This is a genomic window from Streptococcus pseudopneumoniae (assembly GCF_038148955.1).
GTDB classification, from domain to species: Bacteria; Bacillota; Bacilli; order Lactobacillales; family Streptococcaceae; genus Streptococcus; species Streptococcus pseudopneumoniae_T.
Map to the genome: position 1 here is coordinate 39,619 of NZ_JBBJZY010000002.1, position 19,313 is coordinate 58,931.

Consider the following 19,313-nt stretch of genomic DNA (forward strand, 5'->3'; position numbering starts at 1 on the left):
TCTCTTTAAACCATACTAGTGTCGCCTTGCCGTAGGTATATGATACTGACTCTGTCAGTTCTATCCACAACCTCAAAGCAGTGCTTTGAGCAGCCTGCGGCTAGCTTCCTAGTTTGCTCTTTGATTTTCATTGAGTATAAGACAGTGTTTATAAATTCTTGGCAAGAGGATTTGTAAATTATTAGATAAACCATAGATTGTCAGTAGGCTTTCTATGGTTTGTTTGCTTGAGAGAAATAGTAAAAGGAGAACAGAATGAAAGCATACACAGAGTGTGTATTTGGAAATGTTGAGGGCAAGGATGTCTTGGCCTATCGCTTTGAGACTGACGGTGGTTACCAGCTTGAGGTCATGACTTATGGTGCGACCATCTTGCGCTATGTTACACCTGATAAGGCTGGAAATTTTGCCAATGTTATCTTGGGATTTGATGACTTTGATAGCTATGTAGGCAATAGTCCCAAGCATGGAGCGAGTGTGGGCCCCGTGGCAGGTCGTATCGCAGGCGCGACCTTTGAGCTCAATGGCAAGACCTATGACCTTGAGGTCAACAATGCTAGCAACTGTAACCACAGTGGTTCAACTGGTTGGGATTCGAGCTTGTTTGAACTGGTTGAAGTGAGCGACCATGGCTTGACCCTCTACACAGAGCGTACAGATGGGACAGGAGGATTTCCTGGCAATCTCAAGATCTGGATCAGCTACCACTTAGAAGAAACTGGTGCCTACGAAATCAGCTACAAGGTAACAACCGATCAGGATACGCTGGTCAATCCAACTAACCACAGCTATTTCAACTTGTCTGGTGATTTCACGCAGACCATTGACCGCCATGTCTTCCAACTAAACACAGAGGGCATTTACCCAATAGCTCCCGATGGTGTTCCTGCAAAAACTCCAGATGCCAATCGTGATGTAGTCAAACACATCTACAATGGTGCCTTGTTGAAAGACATCTTTGCAGAAGAAGATGAGCAAATCCAGCTGGTATCTGGCTTGGACCATCCATTTGCCCTTCCTACAGGTCATGACAATGCTGGTTTCCTTTATGACCAAAATTCAGGTCGCTTCTTGCTTTTCAAGACAGAGGCTCCATGTTTTGTGGTCTACACAGCAAACTTTGTGGATGAGAGTGTCATCATAGGAGGTCAGCCAATGATACAGCACAATGGGATTGCCCTTGAGGCGCAAGCTTTACCAGATGCCATTCACAGTGACTTTAAAGACCAAGTCATTCTTAAAGCAGGTCAAACTTTTACGAGTAAGACACGTTATAAGCTTGTTGTGAAGTAAAAGAATCATTGCGCCTACTTTTGAGTTTTAGGAATAGGTAAGCAAAGACAAATAGTAGGAAAATATGATATAATTAAACGTTGAAAGGTATCTGTTAAGATAATATTCAAACTACAATAAGGAGTAGGAAAGAAAATGAAGAAAATTGTATTTGCTAGCGCCTTGGCCTTGACCTTGGCTGGAGCAGTTTTGACAAATGATGTTTTTGCCAACGACAGACTTGTGGCAACACAAACTACTGATGGTAAAAATGAAAATGTATTGACCTCAGAGGTGCTAAAACCTTCTAGTGGCAATGTTTTGGTTGGAATCAAAGGAGAATTTGTGGCTCCTCATCAACAATCTATTTTGGATGCCATCAATAAAATCCGTAAAGAAGCGGCTGACGAAGGTTTGGTAGACAAGTATGTTCCTGTCAAATGGTCAGTTGACCATGAGAAAACGGCTTTTGTACGCGCTGCTGAGGTATCCGTTGCGCTGAAGGCTGAGCGTCTTTCCAGTAAGAACAACTGGACTGCCTTTCCATCTGGTAATAGCCTAAGTGGAGAAGCCTTAGATTTGAATCCTGATGGATTTCTAAAAGCCATTGAAAACTGGCATGCTGAAAAGGCGAGTTATGTGGCGAAAAAGAAAGATAAAACATCAAAAGAATTTTCATCTTATTATGAGAACTTGATTAACCCTAAATTTACCCATGTGGGTCTTGCTGCTTTTAAAAATGCAGCTAATCCTCAGAAAGCAGCAACAGTTGCTTTGGCTCTAGGAACTACGACTTCTTCAGAGGAATTGGCTGGTGGATATGGTTCTGCTGTTCAGTACACAGAAGTGACTGCCTCAAACCTTTCAGCAGTTAAAAGTAAAGCAATGGTTGTAGAAACACCGCTGAAAGATTTCAGAAAATCTACGTCTGATCAGTCTGGCTGGGTGCAGTCTAATGGCAAGTGGTATTTTTATGAGTCTGGTGATGTGAAGACAGGTTGGTTGAAAACAGGTGGTCAATGGTACTACTTGAATGACCTAGGTGTCATGCAGACTGGATTTGTAGAAGTTGATGGCTCAGTGTATTATCTAAGTAGCTCAGGCGCTATGTTTACAGGCTGGGGAACAGATGGTAGCAGATGGTTCTACTTTGATGGCTCAGGAGCTATGAAAACAGGCTGGTACAAGGAAAATGGTACCTGGTATTACCTTGATGAAGAAGGCATCATGAAGACGGGTTGGTTTAAAGTAGGTCAACACTGGTACTATGCAAATGGTTCAGGTGCCTTGGCTGTTAGCACAACCACACCAGATGGTTACCGTGTAAATGCTAATGGTGAATGGGTAGGCTAAGCTGAAAATAGCAAGTCATAGGGAAAGTATTCATCTTACTAGCAAAAAGAATGAACGATAAGAAAGAGGTTGATGGCGAACATTGGCCTCTTTTTTGGCGTGTTTAGAGTCAGTTGCTATTCACTGAAAATAAGGATGAGTAATCGCTGGACTATTTCTAATTCAAAAATCAACCTTGGACATTTGCTTTTGAAATCTGTTTATTTCTGGAATGAAAACTGTATCTGCAATCTAAAAGCAGTGTGAGAAGCAAATACAAACATTATTTTTGAGTATAAAAGAGAAACTCTATGGAAGAAAATGTAAAGAAATAGTAAAACTTTCAAAATGATTTTCATAAAAACTTTGATAAAACAAATAAAATCACGAACAAAAATGTAACACAAATGTAATATAAAACACTTGACAAGTATTTACGGGGGGGGGTATACTTAATATAGTATAGTCTGAAAATGATTATCAGAAAAGAGGTAAATTTAGATGAATAAGAAAAAAATGATTTTAACAAGTCTAGCCAGTGTCGCTATCTTAGGGGCTGGTTTTGTTGCGTCTCAACCTGCTTTGGTGAGAGCAGAAGACGCTCCACAAGCTGTTGAGAAATCTTCATCAGAGAAGAAATATGATGAAGCAAAAGCAAAAGCTGACGCTGCTAAGAAAGAATACGAAGACGCTAAAAAGAAAGCAGAAGAAGCTCAGAAGAAATATGATGAGGGTCAGGAGGAAACTGTAGAGAAAGCTCGAAAAGCAGCAGAAGTATCTCAAAAATTGAATGATGTGGCGCTTGTTGTTCAAAATGCATATAAAGAGTACCAAGAAGTTCAACGTCAACGTAGTAAATATACATCTAACGCTGAATATCAGCAAAAATTAAAAGAGGTCGACTCTAAAATAGAGCAAGCTAAGAAAAAACAACAGGAGTTGCAAAATGAATTTAATGAAGTTCAAGCAATCGTAATTCCTGAGCCAGAGGCGTTGGCTAAAACTAAACAAAAAGCGGAAGAAGCTGAAAAACAAGAAAAAGAAGCTAAAACAAAACTAGAAGAGGCTCAAAAAGAAGAAGAGGTAGCGAAGAAAGAAGTAGAGGCAGAGAAGAAAGAAGCCGAAGCAAAAGAAGAATTAAAAAACTTTTTGAATAAAGTAGAAGAAGCTACTATAGCGGAAATCAATAATAGTGATAAAATCAAGCCAGAAGATAAGCCTAAAGCTATTGAAAAAGCAAAAGAAGCTATCGGGAAAGAATATGTTTTAAAGGCTATTGAGAATGGCGAGTTATCAGCTACTGATCTTCTAGCTGATGTTAATAAAGCTGCTGAAGCGCCTGTATTAACAGAAGAAGACGAAAAGAAAGATAATCTCCCTAATAGCACAAGGCAAGATGGTAAATCTCTAACAGACTTACCTAAAGATATTCAAGATGGAATTAAAAAAGGGGAAGAAAATGATGCTGCACGTCCAGCGTCAGAAAAAGCACAAGATCGTGCTGATGATTTAGGTGATGCTGTAGCTAAACAACAAAAGGAAGTTGATGCTTTAAATAAAGAGACAGCAAGTAAACAACAAATTGCTGTAGCAGTAAAAGCTGCTCTTGAAAAAGCGAAGGAGACTTTGAAAGCTGCTGAAGAAGCTAATGCAGATTCCGCTATCATTGAGGGAGCTAAAGCTGCTGTTGAAAAATTATCTCAAGCCGAGATGAAAGCAAATTCTGATTTTCAAGAAGCTGGTAGGAGTTTAGAGCAAGAGGTGTCAATTTTGAACGAATTGATAGACTTGTATAATAAAGCTCTTGAAGAGGTTAAAGAAGAAAAAGCAAAAGAAAAAACAGATGATCAAAGAGCTGAGGAAGATTACGCTCGTAAATCAGAAGAAGCATATAACCGCTTGACTCAACAGCAACCGCCAAAAACTGAAAAACCAGCTGAACCAGCACAACCAGCTCCAGCTCCAAAACCGGAGCAACCAGCTAAACCAGTACAACCAAGTTACTACACATATTACAATAGTAGCACTTTCTACTCAGCACCAAAAGCTGAAGAAAAACCAAAAGTAACAACAGGCTGGAAACAAGAAAATGGTGCTTGGTACTTCTACAAAGAAGATGGTACAATGGCAACAGGTTGGATTCAAACAGGAGGCAAATGGTACTATCTCGGAACTGATGGCATGATGCAAACAGGTTGGGCTAAGGTCAACGGTTCATGGTACTACCTAAACGCTAACGGCGCTATGGCAACAGGTTGGGCTAAAGTCAACGGTTCATGGTACTACCTAAATGCTAACGGTTCAATGGCAACAGGTTGGGTGAAAGATGGAGATACTTGGTACTATCTTGAAGCATCAGGTGCTATGAAAGCAAGCCAATGGTTCAAAGTATCAGATAAATGGTACTATGTCAATGGCTCAGGTGCCCTCGCAGTCAATACAACTGTAGACGGATATAGAGTCAATGCCAATGGTGAATGGGTAAACTAATACTCAATGAAAATCAAAGAGCAAAGTAGGAAGCTAGCCGCAGGTTGCTCAAAACACTGTTTTGAGGTTGCAGATAGAACTGACGAAGTCAGTAACATCTATACGGCAAGGTGAAGCTGACGTGGTTTGAATTTGATTTTCGAAGAGTATAAACCTAATGTAACTAGTTAATACTTACGTCCTATGAGTATCCTTTAAAGTATTCCCTACAAATACCATATCCTTTCAGTAGATAATATACCCTTGTAGGAAGTTTAGATTAAAAAATAACTCTGTAATCTCTAGCCGGATTTATGGCACTAGAGACTACGGAGTTTTTTTGATTGGTAAAGAATGGTGGTACTCAAGAGACTCTTAGTTTGCTATTTGATTTGAAAATTACAAATTCTTTCTCTTCTTGGCATTCTTGGTCAGGGAAACCTGGTAAGTATTTTGTTCTTTAGTGAGGTAATTGATGATTTGGAAATCGTCAGTTTGAGCCTTGAAATCCACTTCGTAGACAGTGGTGACTTGTTCTCCATCATTGCTGGTGTCAATGGAGATGAGGTCTAACTCGGTACAGAATTGTGCCAGCCCAGATTGGATAGTTTGAAGTTGATTTTCTTGGTTGGCAATTGTGATGGTCAATAGTCTGCGACGTTGGTGGTTGCTCTTGCTTTGTTGCTTCTCTAAAAGAAGCCATACCGCTAAGATAAAGACAGTGAAAAGCATCGCTAGAGCTAGATAGCCTGTCCCTGCTGCCAGCCCGATAATCATGGCAAGGAAAATAGCAATTAGTTCCCGTGAGCCACTGGTAGCTGAACGAAAACGAATGAGGCTAAAAGTTCCTGCAACGGCGATAGAGGTTCCTAAGCTGCCATTTACCAGAAAGATGACCAAGGTCATCAAGCAGGGGAGTAGGGTCAAACTAACAGCAAATTCCCGTGTATAGAGAGTACGGTGTTTGTAAGCCCAGGTCAGAGCCAAACCTAAAATTAGGCTGACTAAGAGAGCCAGAAAGAGCTGGATGGGATTGGCAGTAGCAGTTGTGTCGTTGAAAATAGAATTAAAGAGATTAGACATAAGTAGTACCTACACTTTCTGTGCTTGGTCGTGGGCTATAGTCTAGCCCTTGAGACTTGTGGTAGGCGCAGCTGTATTTTGAAAATTTCTGCTCTACCAGTCCATATTGGTCGAGAATATCTTGTAGCCATTGGGGTTTTCTACCAGGTGCTTTGATTTCCATGATGACAATGTCCTCGTTTAGTAGAGGGAAGCCGTCCTTTCCTGAAAATAAACTGTCATTCTCATCACGATAGGTTAGATTTTGGTCAATGGTAACACGAATGTTATTGTAGGGAAATCCGCTAATTTCTTTCTTTTCCTTGAGAGAAAAGCGGTCGTAGTAAATATACATACGAGGGATGATGGCTTGTTGATATTCCTCTTGGAGTCGCTGAATTTTTTCAATCATCATTTGGTCCTTGATGCTGCTATCCAGCTGTTCATTGGTCATAAACTGGGTGATAGATTGGGGAGTTGACAAGAGACGATATTTTCGTCCGACACCAGTTCTGTCCTTGGATTTGATTTCTAAAAATACCTGACTATCGGGCTGGACTTGACTGAGATAGGTTCGCATCCGAATCTTTTCTTTGCGCTTAGTACCTTGGCTATCATCCTGAATCATATCAAATTTCTCTGTATCAAAGTAGATATTAGAAATGGTCGAAGTTGGATAATCATCCTAGACGAGGTATGTTTTTAAGCCTTCTATTAAATCAGCCAAGTCAGCCTTGGCAACGACATATTTGGTTTCAATTCGTTTAAAGCTTGTTTCAATTGGTTTCATAAATCCTGTCTCCTTTATCAAACTGTTTCAGCACTCTATCTTATTAGCAGATAGGTGTGTCTGGGCAAGTTGAACTTGCTTGTAATTAGTCTATGGAATTTTCCTAAAACTTTTGTTAAAGATAACTTAACTGAAACTGAATTTAAGAAAACTTTCAGAAAAAGTTTAGATTTTTTTCAGACTTCCCCTGTAAACTAAGCTCAAGCTAAATGAAGGCGAGGAAAAAAGTATGAAATCAAAAAAATGGACTTTAATCTTAACCAGTTTAACAGCTTTGACCTTGATGACAGCTTGTGGGCAGTCAACGACCAAGTCAAGTACAACTGCAGCTGCAGATACTACTGCTATCACAACTTCAACTAAAAACAGTCAATCTTCTTACTTTACAGAAAAGGACTACGACACTTCTTATGATGAAAATACAGCCTCTAAGATTGAGCTATCAGGCTCATCTGCAAGTGTCTCTGGAGACGGTGTGACAGTTTCTGGCTCAACAGTGACTATCTCAAAAGCAGGTACCTATGTCATTTCTGGTCAGTCTGACGGAGTGCAAATTAAAATTGCAGCTGATAAGTCTGATGATGTGAAACTTGTTCTCAAAGGCGCAACCATGACCAATACAGATGCGGCTATTTCAGCGACATCAGCCGGTCATGTCTACCTAACTCTGGCAGAAGGAACGACAAATAGCCTGTCCGACTCAAGCTCTAACAGTGATGAAAAGGCAAATGCCGCTCTCTTTTCTAAGGTTGATTTGACCATCAATGGCTCAGGAGCTCTCAATATAGATGGCAAGAAAAGCAATGCTATCAAGGCTAACGACACCCTCCACATCACAGGTGGAACTTTTAACATTACATCGGTAGGCGATGCCTTTAATGTCAATGATGAACTTAACATCACTGGTACGACCATGACCATCGATGCCAAGGAAGATGGTGTCAAAGTTGACAATGATGACGATATGACTGTTGGAAATATGTATTTGGCGAACAATACCATAACAGTCGCAGCAGGAGATGATGGCATTCACGCTTCTGGAAATCTAGTGATTGATAGTGGTACTTACACAGTCAAGAATGCGACTGAAGGAATTGAAGGGAAAGCCATTACGATCAATGGTGGCGATATCAATGTCTACTCGACCGATGATGGAGTCAATGCAGCCAATAAAAATGCCCAGCAAAGTGACATTTACTTTACCATGACAGGTGGCAATCTAACTGTAGAAGTCGGTCAAGGGGATACAGATCCAATTGACTCAAACGGGAATATCACAGTCACAGGCGGAACCATTAAATTGATAGGACAATCAGGCTTTGACTTTGATGGAACAGCAACCTACACAGGTGGGGATATCTACATCAACGGCGAAAAACAAACTGATATTGTCAATTCTATGCCTGGAGGCGGAGGTCCGAATGGAGGTCCTCAAGGCGGCGGTCCAGCCCCTGGCGGACGAGGATAAACAAAAACGAGGCTGGGCAAGAAGTCTTTGAAATCAGACAAACGCATAGTATCAGGTCTTGAGAAACCTTGGTACTATGCGTTTTATTGTGGGGAGATTTACTTCATTTTCTCCTGAAGTCGACTTTTTGCCCAACATCGTTTTGTCCTGCTATTTGAGTTGTTCTACTTGACTCCAAGTAAAAAAGGAGTATAATGCTGTAATAAACAAAGTTACAATAAAAAGAACAAAGGAGAAATAGATGACCTACGCATACAATAGTAAGATTTATTTGGCAGAGGCTGTTTTAAATGTAAAGGATGTGGCAAGTCAGACTGCCTTCTATCATCAGATTCTAGGCTTGGAAATCCTTTCTCAGACAGAATCTGAAAGTATTTTAGGAGCTGGTGGAAAGGCTTTGGTTCATTTACTGAAAACAGACAGGCTAGAGGAGGTGCAAGATCACTATGGTCTCTATCACCTAGCTATCCTTTTACCAAGTCGTGAGGATTTGGCAAATCTGTTTAAGCATATAGCAGAGCTGCAAATTCAGCTAGTCGGCGGGGCGGATCATGGCTACAGTGAAGCAATCTATCTGGAAGATTTAGAAGGGAATGGGATTGAAATTTATCGTGATAAGCCTGTAGAGGACTGGGATATTCGTGAGGATGGGCGCATTGTCGGAGTGACTGAAGCCTTATCTGCTCAAGAAATATATAAGATGGGACGTAAAGTAGAACCTTGTGAGATAGCCTCTACTACGCGCATGGGGCATATCCATCTTTCTGTCAGGGATAGTCAAGTAGCAAGCCGGTTTTATCAAAAGGTTTTAGGGCTAGAGGATAAATTCAGTGTGCCTAGCGCTAGTTGGATTGCGTCTGGGGATTATCATCATCATTTAGCGGTCAACGAGTGGGGAGGAAAAAGGCTAACCAGACATGAACAAGGTTTACCCGGCTTGGCCTACTATGTCATTGAAGTCGCAAGCAAAGAAGAACTTCTAGCAATTGCCGAAAGAGGACAGGAAGTTGAGGCGCCTATCAAGTGGCTGACATCGAGCCAGTTGGAAATCATAGACCCAGATGGAATTGTGTCCCGTATTCGTTTAGCAAGATAGGCAAGATGTGTTGAAAATCAAAGCATAAACTGTAGGAAGTACTCCTTATCCTAGTCAGATATGTAGAAATTTTGATATGATAGTAGGGAATAAGGAGAAGAATACAATGACTAGCGAATACCAAAAAATGATAGCAGGAGAGTTTTACTGTCCATCAAACCCAGAATTGCGCGCCTTGGCTCAGGTTTCTCGCCAAAAACAGGCTGCCTTTAACAAGGAAGAGGATCCCTTGAAGGGAGCTGAAATCATTAAGGATTGGTTTGGCTCGACTGGACAAAATCTATATGTCAATCCACGCCTGGTGGTCGATTATGGAGTTAATATCCATCTAGGGGAAAATTTTTATTCTAACTGGAACTTGACCATGCTGGATGTCTGCCCTATTCGTATCGGGGACAATGCCATGATTGGTCCCAACTGTCAGTTCTTGACTCCTCTCCATCCGCTGGATCCACATGAGCGCAATTCAGGTATTGAGTACGGTAATCCTATCACAATCGGAGACAATTTCTGGGCTGGTGGTGGCGTCATTGTCCTGCCTGGAGTCACACTTGGAAATAATGTCGTCGCAGGAGCAGGGGCCGTGATTACCAAGTCCTTTGGAGATAATGTTGTGTTAGGTGGCAATCCTGCGCGTGTGATTAAGGAGATACCTGTGAAGTAGAAGTAAAAAGGAACAGCGGGTGTTGTTTCTTTTCTGTCATTCCCTTGTTCTTCTATAATGGAGAAAAAGGGAGTGGAGATAAAAACTTCTTCTATATTTTTTACCCAACCCACATTTACCTACTCTATATCTTAGCAAGTCTGCTTCATTGATCAATTTTAAATCATCTTGTAACTGGGATGCTTTTTGATACAAGAAGTATTAGTGTAGGAGAGAGTTTTTGTGGATGACTAGATGATATCAATGATTTTTCTATTTATTTTCAGTCAAAGATGATACAATAGTAAGGTCGCAAACACTAGACTGCGCAGGCAGGAGGTGATCTTATGTGCTTATTTCATCGAACTTGTCTTGCTACCTATTCTTGCTGGTACACTAGCGAATGTCTTATCGGAGTGGCTTATCCGATTTGTAGCAAGCAAATGCGACAAGAAAAAGAAATAGCCTGAGCGCCTTGAGCAAGCGCAAAAAAACACCACTGGCGGCAACCGGTGGTGTTTTCTTATGTGCTTATTTCATCGAACTTTTAAGCAAGTCCATTGTACCATTAAAAAGAGTCTCTGTCAAAAATATTGTTATTGTATTGTTTCTCTCCCCAGTTTATCAGCCCCTCCTTGACACTCCGTCGATTTTTGATACAATAGTACAAAATTAGAGGAGGCAGGCTATGATTCAGAAACATGCGATTCCTATTTTAGAGTTTGATGACAATCCTCAGGCAGTCATCATGCCTGATCACGAAGGGCTGGACTTGCACTTGCCCAAGAAATGTGTCTATGCATTTTTAGGTGAGGAGATTGACCGCTATGCGAGGGAAGTAGGGGCGGACTGTGTCGGCGAATTCATTTCTGCCACCAAGACCTATCCAGTCTATGTCGTGAACTACAAAGGCGAGGAGATTTGTCTGGCTCAGGCTCCTGTTGGTTCAGCTCCAGCAGCCCAGTTTATGGATTGGTTGATTGGCTATGGTGTGGAGCAGATTATTTCCACAGGTACCTGTGGTGTGCTAGCCGATATAGAGGAAAATGCCTTTCTAGTCCCTGTTCGCGCTCTGCGAGATGAAGGAGCCAGTTACCACTATGTGGCACCTTCTCGTTATATGGAAATGCAGCCAGAGGCTATTGCTGCTATTGAGCAAGTTTTGGAAGCCAGAGAGATTCCTTATGAAGAAGTCATGACCTGGACGACAGACGGTTTTTACCGAGAAACGGCTGAAAAGGTGGCTTATCGTAAGGAAGAAGGCTGTGCTGTTGTAGAGATGGAGTGTGCTGCGCTTGCGGCAGTAGCTCAATTGCGTGGGGTTCTCTGGGGTGAATTGTTGTTCACAGCAGATTCCCTAGCTGACTTGGACCAGTACGATAGTCGTGACTGGGGCTCGCAAGCTTTTGATAAGGCGCTAGAACTCTGCCTTGAAATAGCCTTTCAGATCTAACTCCTCTCCTACTTTTTATGGTACAATGGATGTATGTTATTTAAATTATCTAAGGAAAAAATAGAGCTAGGCTTATCTCGTTTATCGCCAGCCCGTCGTATTTTTTTGAGTTTTGCCTTGGTCATTTTACTAGGTTCTCTCCTTTTGAGTTTGCCTTTTGTCCAAGTTGAAAGCTCACGAGCGACTTATTTTGATCATCTCTTTACAACTGTATCCATGGTCTGTGTGACAGGTCTTTTTACCCAGCCTGTCGCTGATACCTACAATATTTGGGGTCAGCTCATTTGTATGTTCTTGATTCAGATTGGTGGTCTGGGGCTCATGACCTTTATTGGGGTTTTCTATATCCAGAGCAAGCAAAAGCTTAGTCTTCGTAGCCGTACAACTATTCAGGATAGTTTTAGTTATGGAGAGACTCGATCTTTGAGAAAGTTTGTCTATTCTATTTTTCTCACGACTTTTTTGGTTGAGGGTTTGGGAGCTCTATTCCTCAGTTTTCGTTTTGTTCCTCAACTTGGCTGGGGGCGCGGTCTCTTTAGTGCTATTTTTCTAGCTATATCCGCCTTCTGTAATGCAGGTTTTGATAATTTTGGAAGTACGAGCTTGATTGCTTTTCAGACTGATCCCTTGGTCAATCTGGTCATCGCAGGCTTGATTATCACAGGTGGTCTTGGATTTATGGTCTGGTTTGACCTTGCTACGCATATAGGGAAAAAGAAAAAAGGGCGCCTGCATTTTCACACCAAACTGGTTTTATTACTGACGGTGGGGCTACTAGCTTTTGGGACGGTGAGCAGTCTCGCTCTTGAATGGAACAATGCAGGGACGATTGGCAATCTCCCTGTTGCAGATAAGGTCTTGGTCAGCTTTTTCCAAACTGTCAGCATGAGAACGGCTGGTTTTGGGACAATTGATTACAGCATGGCTCGTCCTGTTACCTTATTGATTTATATCTTGCAGATGTTTCTAGGTGGGGCTCCAGGAGGAACAGCTGGGGGGCTCAAGATTACCACATTTTTTGTCCTCTTGGTCTTTGCACGAAGTGAGCTTCTAGGCTTACCTCATGCCAATGTAGCGAGACGGACGATTGCGCCACGAACGGTTCAAAAATCCTTTAGTGTCTTTATTATCTTTTTGATGACCTTCTTGCTGGGCTTGATTTTACTAGGGATCACAGCCAAGGGAAATCCTCCCTTTATCCACCTCATATTTGAAACCATTTCTGCTCTTGGGACAGTCGGAGTGACGGCAAATTTAACTCCAGATTTAGGGAAATTAGCTCTAAGTGTGATTATGGTTCTCATGTTTATCGGACGAATTGGTCCCTTGACCCTGCTGGTCAGTCTAGCAGATTACCATCCAGAAAAGAAAGATATGATTCACTATATGAAAGCAGATATTAGTATTGGTTAAGAAAGGAAAGAGCATGTCAGATCGTACGATTGGAATTTTAGGCTTGGGAATTTTTGGGAGCAGTGTCCTAGCTGCCCTAGCCAAGCAGGATATGAATATTATCGCTATTGATGACCACGCAGAGCGCATCAATCAGTTTGAGCCAGTTTTGGCGCGTGGAGTGATTGGTGACATCACAGATGAAGAATTATTGAGATCAGCAGGGATTGATACCTGCGATACCGTTGTAGTCGCGACAGGTGAAAATCTGGAGTCGAGTGTGCTTGCGGTTATGCACTGTAAGAGTTTGGGGGTACCGACTGTTATTGCTAAGGTCAAAAGTCAGACTGCTAAGAAAGTGCTGGAAAAGATTGGAGCTGACTCGGTTATCTCGCCAGAGTATGAAATGGGGCAGTCCCTAGCACAGACCATTCTTTTCCATAATAGTGTTGATGTTTTTCAGTTGGATAAAAATGTCTCTATCGTGGAGATGAAGATTCCTCAGTCTTGGGCAGGTCAAAGTCTGAGTGAATTAGACCTCCGTGGCAAATACAATCTGAATATTTTGGGCTTCCGAGAGCAGGAAAATTCCCCATTGGATGTTGAATTTGGTCCAGATGACCTCTTGAAGGCAGATACCTATATTTTGGCGGTCATCAACAACCAGTATTTGGATACCCTAGCAGCATTAAATTCGTAAAAGAGGGAGCTTCCCTCTTTTTTGATGCCCAAGATGGCAAAGAGAGACAGCCCCCCTTGTCTTCTAGTAAAAGTCCTTCAAAAACTGGACTTTATGGTAGAATAGAAAGAAGTGACAAGAGAGAGTAATACTCAATGAAAATCAAAGAGCAAACTAGGAAACTAGCCGCAGGTTGCTTTGAGGTTGCAGATAGGGTTGACGCGGTTTGAAGAGATTTTCGAAGAGTATAAGAAAAAATCAGTCCCCTAAAGGAGTAGATTATGAAGTTATTGTCTATCGCCATTCCTAGCTATAATGCCGCAGCCTATCTTCATTACTGCGTGGAGTCGCTAGTGATTGGTGGTGAGCAAGTTGAGATTTTGATTATCAATGACGGATCTCAGGACCAGACTCAGGAAATCGCTGAGCGTTTAGCCGACAAGTATCCTAACATCGTTAGAGTTATTTATCAGGAAAATAAGGGCCATGGCGGTGCCGTCAATCGTGGCTTGGCAGAGGCTTCTGGGCGCTATTTTAAAGTAGTTGATAGTGATGACTGGGTAGATCCTCGTGCCTATTTAAAAATTCTTGAAACCTTGCAGGAACTAGAGAGTGAGGGGCAGGAAGTTGATGCCTTTGTGACCAATTTTGTCTATGAAAAGGAAGGTCAGTCTCGTAAGAAGAGTATGAGTTACGAGTCCGTCTTGCCTGTTCAGCAGATTTTTGGCTGGGACCAGGTCGGAAATTTCTCAAAAGGTCAGTATATCATGATGCACTCGCTGATTTATCGGACAGATTTGTTGCGAGCGAGTCAGTTCCAACTGCCTGAGCATACCTTTTATGTCGATAATCTTTTTGTCTTTACCCCCCTTCAGAAGGTCAAGACCATGTACTATCTGCCTGTCGATTTCTATCGTTATTTGATTGGGCGTGAGGACCAGTCTGTCAATGAGCAGGTGATGATTAAGCGTATTGACCAGCAGCTCAAGGTTAATCGACTCTTGGTAGACCAGCTTGATTTATCTAAAGTAAGCCACCCTAAAATGCGAGAATATCTGCTGAATCACATTGAAATCACGACGGTTATTTCCAGTGCCTTGCTCAATCGAGCAGGCACAGCGGAGCATCTGGCCAAAAAACGGGAGCTGTGGACCTACATTCAACAGGAAAATCCAGAGGTCTTTCAGGCTATCCGTAAGACCATGCTCAGCCGTTTGACCAAACATTCCGTCTTGCCAGCTCGCAAACTGTCCAATGTCGTCTATCAAATCACCAAATCTGTTTATGGATTTAATTGATATAAGTATTTTATAAGAGGGATTTAAGAAAAATTTTAACTTTTTCTTAGTCCTTTTTAATTTTAGGAGATTATACTAGAGTCATCAAATAAAGAAAAACTCTAAGGAGAATCCTATGAAATTCAATCCAAATCAAAGATATACTCGTTGGTCTATTCGCCGTCTTAGTGTCGGTGTTGCCTCAGTTGTTGTGGCTAGTGGCTTCTTTGTCCTAGTTGGTCAACCAAGTTCTGTACGTGCCGATGGGCTCAATCCAACCCCTGCTCAAGTATTACCTGAAGGGGAATCGGTAACGAAAGAGGGTGACTTAGCAGAAACTCAGGGAGACACCGTTCTCACTCAAGCGAAACCTGAGGCCGTTGCTGGAAATACGAATTCACTTTCTACACCTACAGAAGGAACTGAAGTGAGCGAGGAAACAAGCCCTTCCCGTCTGGATACACTTTTTGAAAAAGGTGAAGAAGCTCAAGAAAATCCAGAGCTAACAGATGTCTTAAAAGAAGCTGTAGATACAGCTGATGTGGCAGGGACACAAGCAACTCCAGCAGATATTGAAAAAGCTGTCGATGAGGATGTTAAAGACAGTATCGATGTCCCAGCGGGCTACCTAGAACAAGCCAAAGTTCCCGGTCCGTTCTTGGCTGGTGTAAACAAACCGCTTAAATACGAACTTTTCGCAGGCGATGGTATGTTGACTCGTCTCTTGCTCAAGGCATCCGACAAGGCACCATGGTCAGATAACGGTGTCGCTCAAAACGAGAAAATTCCACCAGTGAAAAATTTACCTGATGGTAAGTATTACTATCAAGTATCTTTGAATGGTAATACCACAGGTAAGCAGGATCAAGATCTATTAGATACACTTCGTACGAATGGTACAAATACCTATGAAGCTACCCTGACTGTCTATGAAGCAGACGGAGATAAACCTGATTTGACTAAGGTTGTCAAGACACGTAATGTCAATATTACCTTGAACGGTCTTGTAACAAGAAGCGATGTTAACTCTGCAGTTGAAAACAACGTTAAAGATAGTATCGATGTTCCAGCAGCCTACCTAGAACAAGCCAAGGGCGAAGGTCCATTCACAGCCGGTGTCAACCATGTGATTCCATACGAACTCTTCGCAGGTGATGGTATGTTGACTCGTCTCTTGCTCAAGGCATCTGACAAGGCTCCATGGTCAGACAACGGTGACGCTAAAAACCCAGCTCTATCTCCATTAGGAGAAAACGTGAAGACCAAAGGTCAATATTTCTATGAAGTAGACTTAAATGGCAATACTGTTGGTAAACAAGGTCAAGCTTTAATCGATCAGCTTCGTACTAATGGTACTCAAACTTATAAAGCTACTGTTAAAGTTTACGGAAATAAAGACGGTAAAGCTGACTTGACTAATCTAGTTGCTACTAAAAATGTAGACATCAACATCAATGGATTAGTTGCTAAAGAAACTGTCGAAAAAGCTGTTAAAGATAACGTTAAAGACAGTATCGATGTTCCAGCAGCCTACCTAGAAAAAGCTAAGGGCGAAGGTCCATTCACAGCCGGTGTCAACCATGTGATTCCATACGAACTCTTCGCAGGTGATGGTATGTTAACTCGTCTCTTGCTGAAAGCATCTGACAAGGCTCCATGGTCAGATAATGGCGACGCTAAAAACCCAGCCCTATCTCCACTAGGTGAAAACGTGAAGACCAAAGGTCAATACTTCTATCAAGTAGCCTTGGACGGAAACGTAGCTGGCAAAGAAAAACAAGAACTCATTGACCAGTTCCGAGCAAACGGTACTCAAACTTACAGCGCTACAGTCAAAGTCTATGGCAACAAAGACGGTAAAGCAGATTTGACAAATGTCGTAGCAACTAAACAAGTTACTATTAACATAAACGTTTCAGACACAGCAAATGGTTCATTTTCACCTTCTAACTCTGGTTCTAGTGTGACTCCGATGAATCACAGTCATGCTACAGCTGCTGACCATAAGAACATGATGGCACCAGCCAAAGAGACTGATAAAGCAATGCCAGCAAATGACCAAATGGAAAAATCAGGCATGAAGACTGAGACTCCAGCTCCAGGTACTACAGATAGCATGCCTGCTGACACCATGACAAGCTCTACCAATACGATGGCAGGTGAAAACAGGACTGCTTCTGCTAACAAGATGTCTGATACGATGATGTCAGATGATAAAGCTATGCTACCAAATACTGGTGAAGCTCAAACATCAATGGCAAGTATTGGTTTCCTTGGGCTTGCGCTTGCAGGTTTACTCGGTGGTCTAGGTTTGAAAAACAAAAAAGAAGAAAACTAATCAGCTAAGGAAATAAATGATGGATAGTGAGCTGACTAAGGCTAGTTTACCAACTCAATCAGCAATCAGGACTTTCTTTCAATAGCAGATTAAAATCATCGTAAAACAATAAAAATAGTGTTATACTTAAAGCAGTATAGCACTGTTTTTATCAAAGGAGAGACAGATGGGAAAGACAATTTTACTCGTCGATGACGAGGTAGAAATCACAGATATTCATCAGAGATACTTAATTCAGGCAGGTTATCAGGTCTTGGTAGCCCATGACGGACTGGAAGCGCTAGAGCTGTTCAAGAAAAAACCGATTGATTTGATTATCACAGATGTCATGATGCCTCGGATGGATGGTTATGATTTAATCAGTGAGGTTCAATACTTATCACCAGAGCAACCTTTCCTATTTATTACTGCTAAGACCAGTGAACAGGACAAGATTTACGGCCTGAGCTTGGGAGCAGATGATTTTATTGCTAAGCCCTTTAGCCCTCGTGAGCTGGTTTTGCGGGTCCACAATATTTTGCGCCGCCTTCATCGTGGGGGCGAAACAGAGCTGATTTCCCTTGGCAATCTGAAAATGAATCATAGTAGTCATGAAGTTCAAATAGGAGAAGAAATGCTGGATTTGACTGTTAAATCATTTGAATTGCTGTGGATTTTAGCTAGCAATCCAGAGCGAGTTTTCTCCAAGACAGACCTCTATGAAAAGGTCTGGCAAGAAGACTATGTGGATGATACCAATACCTTGAATGTGCATATCCATGCTCTTCGACAGGAGTTGGCAAAATATAGTAGTGACCAAACGCCCACTATTAAGACAGTTTGGGGCTTGGGATATAAGATAGAGAAACCGAGAGGACAAACATGAAACTAAAAAGTTATATTTTGGTTGGATATATTATTTCAACCCTCTTAACCATTTTGGTTGTTTTTTGGGCTGTTCAAAAAATGCTGATTGAGAAAGGAGAGATTTACTTTTTGCTTGGGATGACCATTGTTGCCAGCCTTGTCGGTGCTGGGATTAGTCTCTTTCTCCTATCGCCGGTCTTTACGTCGTTGGGCAAACTCAAGGAACATGCCAAGCGGGTAGCGGACAAGGATTTCCCCTCAAATTTGGAGGTTCAAGGGCCTGTAGAATTTCAGCAATTAGGGCAAACTTTTAATGAGATGTCCCATGATTTGCAGGCAAGCTTTGATTCCTTGGAAGAAAGCGAACGAGAAAAAGGCTTGATGATTGCTCAGCTGTCGCATGATATCAAGACTCCTATCACTTCGATCCAAGCGACGGTAGAAGGGATTTTGGACGGGGTTATCAAGGAGTCGGAGCAAGCTCATTATCTAGCAACCATTGGACGCCAGACGGAAAGGCTCAATAAACTGGTTGAGGAGTTGAATTTTTTGACCCTAAACACAGCCAGAAATCAGGCGGAGACGACTAGTAAAGACAGCATTTTTCTGGATCAGCTCTTGATTGAGTGTATGAGTGAGTTTCAGTTTTTGATTGAGCAGGAGAGAAGAGATGTCCACTTGCAGGTGATCCCAGAGTCTGCCCGGATTGAAGGAGATTATGCCAAACTTTCTCGTATCTTGGTGAATCTGGTCAATAACGCTTTTAAATACTCTGCTCCAGGAACCAAGCTGGAGGTGGTAGCTAAACTGGAGAAGAACCAGCTTTCAATCAGTGTGACCGATGAGGGGCAGGGAATTGCCCCAGAGGATTTGGAGAATATTTTCAAACGCCTTTATCGTGTCGAAACTTCGCGTAACATGAAGACAGGTGGTCATGGATTAGGACTTGCGATTGCGCGTGAATTGGCCCATCAATTGGGTGGGGAAATCACAGTCAGCAGCCAGTACGGTCTAGGAAGTACCTTTACCCTCGTTCTCAACCTCTCTGGTAGTGAAAATAAAGCCTAAAACCCCTTTACAAATCCAGCTATTCATGGTAGAATAGATTTTGTGTGAAATATCAGCAGGAAAGCATGAAGCTCGTCAACAGGTGTCTTATGACAAGTAACCTTGGCTGTTTAGGCGAAGGGCATCTG

At 42.0% G+C, this 19,313-nt stretch carries 16 protein-coding genes and 2 pseudogenes; 15 read left to right on the top strand and 3 right to left on the bottom strand.

Annotated elements, in window-relative coordinates; translation table 11 throughout:
- Positions 1-5: 5 nt before the first annotated feature.
- Complete coding sequence (locus tag WKI23_RS01305; protein WP_368078684.1) at positions 6-131, bottom strand: hypothetical protein; 126 nt, start codon at positions 129-131, stop codon at positions 6-8.
- Positions 132-255: 124 nt separating this feature from the next.
- On the opposite strand from WKI23_RS01305, the gene WKI23_RS01310 reads away from it, so the two are divergent.
- The 3 genes from WKI23_RS01310 (at position 256) to WKI23_RS01320 (ending at position 5,094) form a co-directional block, all read left to right on the top strand.
- Positions 256-1,293: an aldose epimerase family protein gene (locus WKI23_RS01310; RefSeq protein WP_368078685.1), complete on the top strand. Its 1,038-nt coding sequence runs from the start codon at positions 256-258 to the stop codon at positions 1,291-1,293.
- A 135-nt stretch (positions 1,294-1,428) separates the two neighbouring features.
- Positions 1,429-2,625, top strand: coding sequence for a CAP domain-containing protein (locus tag WKI23_RS01315; protein WP_368078686.1), 1,197 nt, complete (start codon positions 1,429-1,431; stop codon positions 2,623-2,625).
- A gap of 480 nt (positions 2,626-3,105) precedes the next feature.
- Positions 3,106-5,094, top strand: coding sequence for a nucleoside triphosphate hydrolase (locus WKI23_RS01320; protein WP_368078687.1), 1,989 nt, complete (start codon positions 3,106-3,108; stop codon positions 5,092-5,094).
- A 378-nt stretch (positions 5,095-5,472) separates the two neighbouring features.
- On the opposite strand, the gene WKI23_RS01325 is transcribed toward WKI23_RS01320, so the two are convergent.
- The gene (locus WKI23_RS01325) at positions 5,473-6,156 is read right to left on the bottom strand and encodes a DUF4956 domain-containing protein (RefSeq protein WP_368078688.1); all 684 of its coding nucleotides are present in this window, start codon (positions 6,154-6,156) and stop codon (positions 5,473-5,475) included.
- Positions 6,149-6,925 (bottom strand): annotated as a pseudogene (locus WKI23_RS01330) (polyphosphate polymerase domain-containing protein). Before WKI23_RS01330 ends, WKI23_RS01325 begins: the two are co-directional and overlap by 8 nt.
- 229 nt (positions 6,926-7,154) lie before the next feature.
- On the opposite strand from WKI23_RS01330, the gene WKI23_RS01335 reads away from it, so the two are divergent.
- From WKI23_RS01335 to WKI23_RS01385, 12 genes and pseudogenes are all read left to right on the top strand, one after another.
- On the top strand, positions 7,155-8,393 hold the full coding sequence (locus WKI23_RS01335; protein WP_368078689.1) for a carbohydrate-binding domain-containing protein: 1,239 nt from the start codon (positions 7,155-7,157) through the stop codon (positions 8,391-8,393).
- Positions 8,394-8,634: 241 nt separating this feature from the next.
- On the top strand, positions 8,635-9,489 hold the full coding sequence (locus WKI23_RS01340; protein WP_368078690.1) for a VOC family protein: 855 nt from the start codon (positions 8,635-8,637) through the stop codon (positions 9,487-9,489).
- A gap of 106 nt (positions 9,490-9,595) precedes the next feature.
- Positions 9,596-10,153, top strand: coding sequence for a sugar O-acetyltransferase (locus WKI23_RS01345; protein ID WP_368078691.1), 558 nt, complete (start codon positions 9,596-9,598; stop codon positions 10,151-10,153).
- Positions 10,154-10,182: 29 nt separating this feature from the next.
- Positions 10,183-10,305, top strand: a pseudogene (locus WKI23_RS09405) (TraX family protein); the annotation flags it as partial.
- Positions 10,306-10,479: 174 nt separating this feature from the next.
- Complete coding sequence (locus WKI23_RS01350) at positions 10,480-10,602, top strand: hypothetical protein (RefSeq protein WP_263850218.1); 123 nt, start codon at positions 10,480-10,482, stop codon at positions 10,600-10,602.
- Between the two features lie 218 nt (positions 10,603-10,820).
- Positions 10,821-11,585, top strand: coding sequence for a nucleoside phosphorylase (locus WKI23_RS01355; protein WP_368078692.1), 765 nt, complete (start codon positions 10,821-10,823; stop codon positions 11,583-11,585).
- A gap of 33 nt (positions 11,586-11,618) precedes the next feature.
- A complete protein-coding gene (locus WKI23_RS01360) occupies positions 11,619-12,998 on the top strand; it encodes a potassium transporter TrkG (RefSeq protein ID WP_368078693.1) in 1,380 nt (459 codons plus the stop codon).
- A 13-nt stretch (positions 12,999-13,011) separates the two neighbouring features.
- Positions 13,012-13,677: a potassium channel family protein gene (locus tag WKI23_RS01365; protein ID WP_267247925.1), complete on the top strand. Its 666-nt coding sequence runs from the start codon at positions 13,012-13,014 to the stop codon at positions 13,675-13,677.
- 260 nt (positions 13,678-13,937) lie between these two features.
- Complete coding sequence (locus WKI23_RS01370; RefSeq protein ID WP_368078694.1) at positions 13,938-14,954, top strand: glycosyltransferase family 2 protein; 1,017 nt, start codon at positions 13,938-13,940, stop codon at positions 14,952-14,954.
- A gap of 115 nt (positions 14,955-15,069) precedes the next feature.
- On the top strand, positions 15,070-17,271 hold the full coding sequence (locus WKI23_RS01375) for a PavB family fibronectin-binding SSURE repeat adhesin (protein WP_368078695.1): 2,202 nt from the start codon (positions 15,070-15,072) through the stop codon (positions 17,269-17,271).
- A 166-nt stretch (positions 17,272-17,437) separates the two neighbouring features.
- Complete coding sequence (locus WKI23_RS01380; protein WP_000520643.1) at positions 17,438-18,136, top strand: response regulator transcription factor; 699 nt, start codon at positions 17,438-17,440, stop codon at positions 18,134-18,136.
- Entirely contained in the window at positions 18,133-19,185 is a 1,053-nt protein-coding gene (locus tag WKI23_RS01385; RefSeq protein ID WP_368078696.1) for a HAMP domain-containing sensor histidine kinase, read from the top strand. Before WKI23_RS01380 ends, WKI23_RS01385 begins: the two co-directional genes overlap by 4 nt.
- Positions 19,186-19,313: the final 128 nt, after the last annotated feature.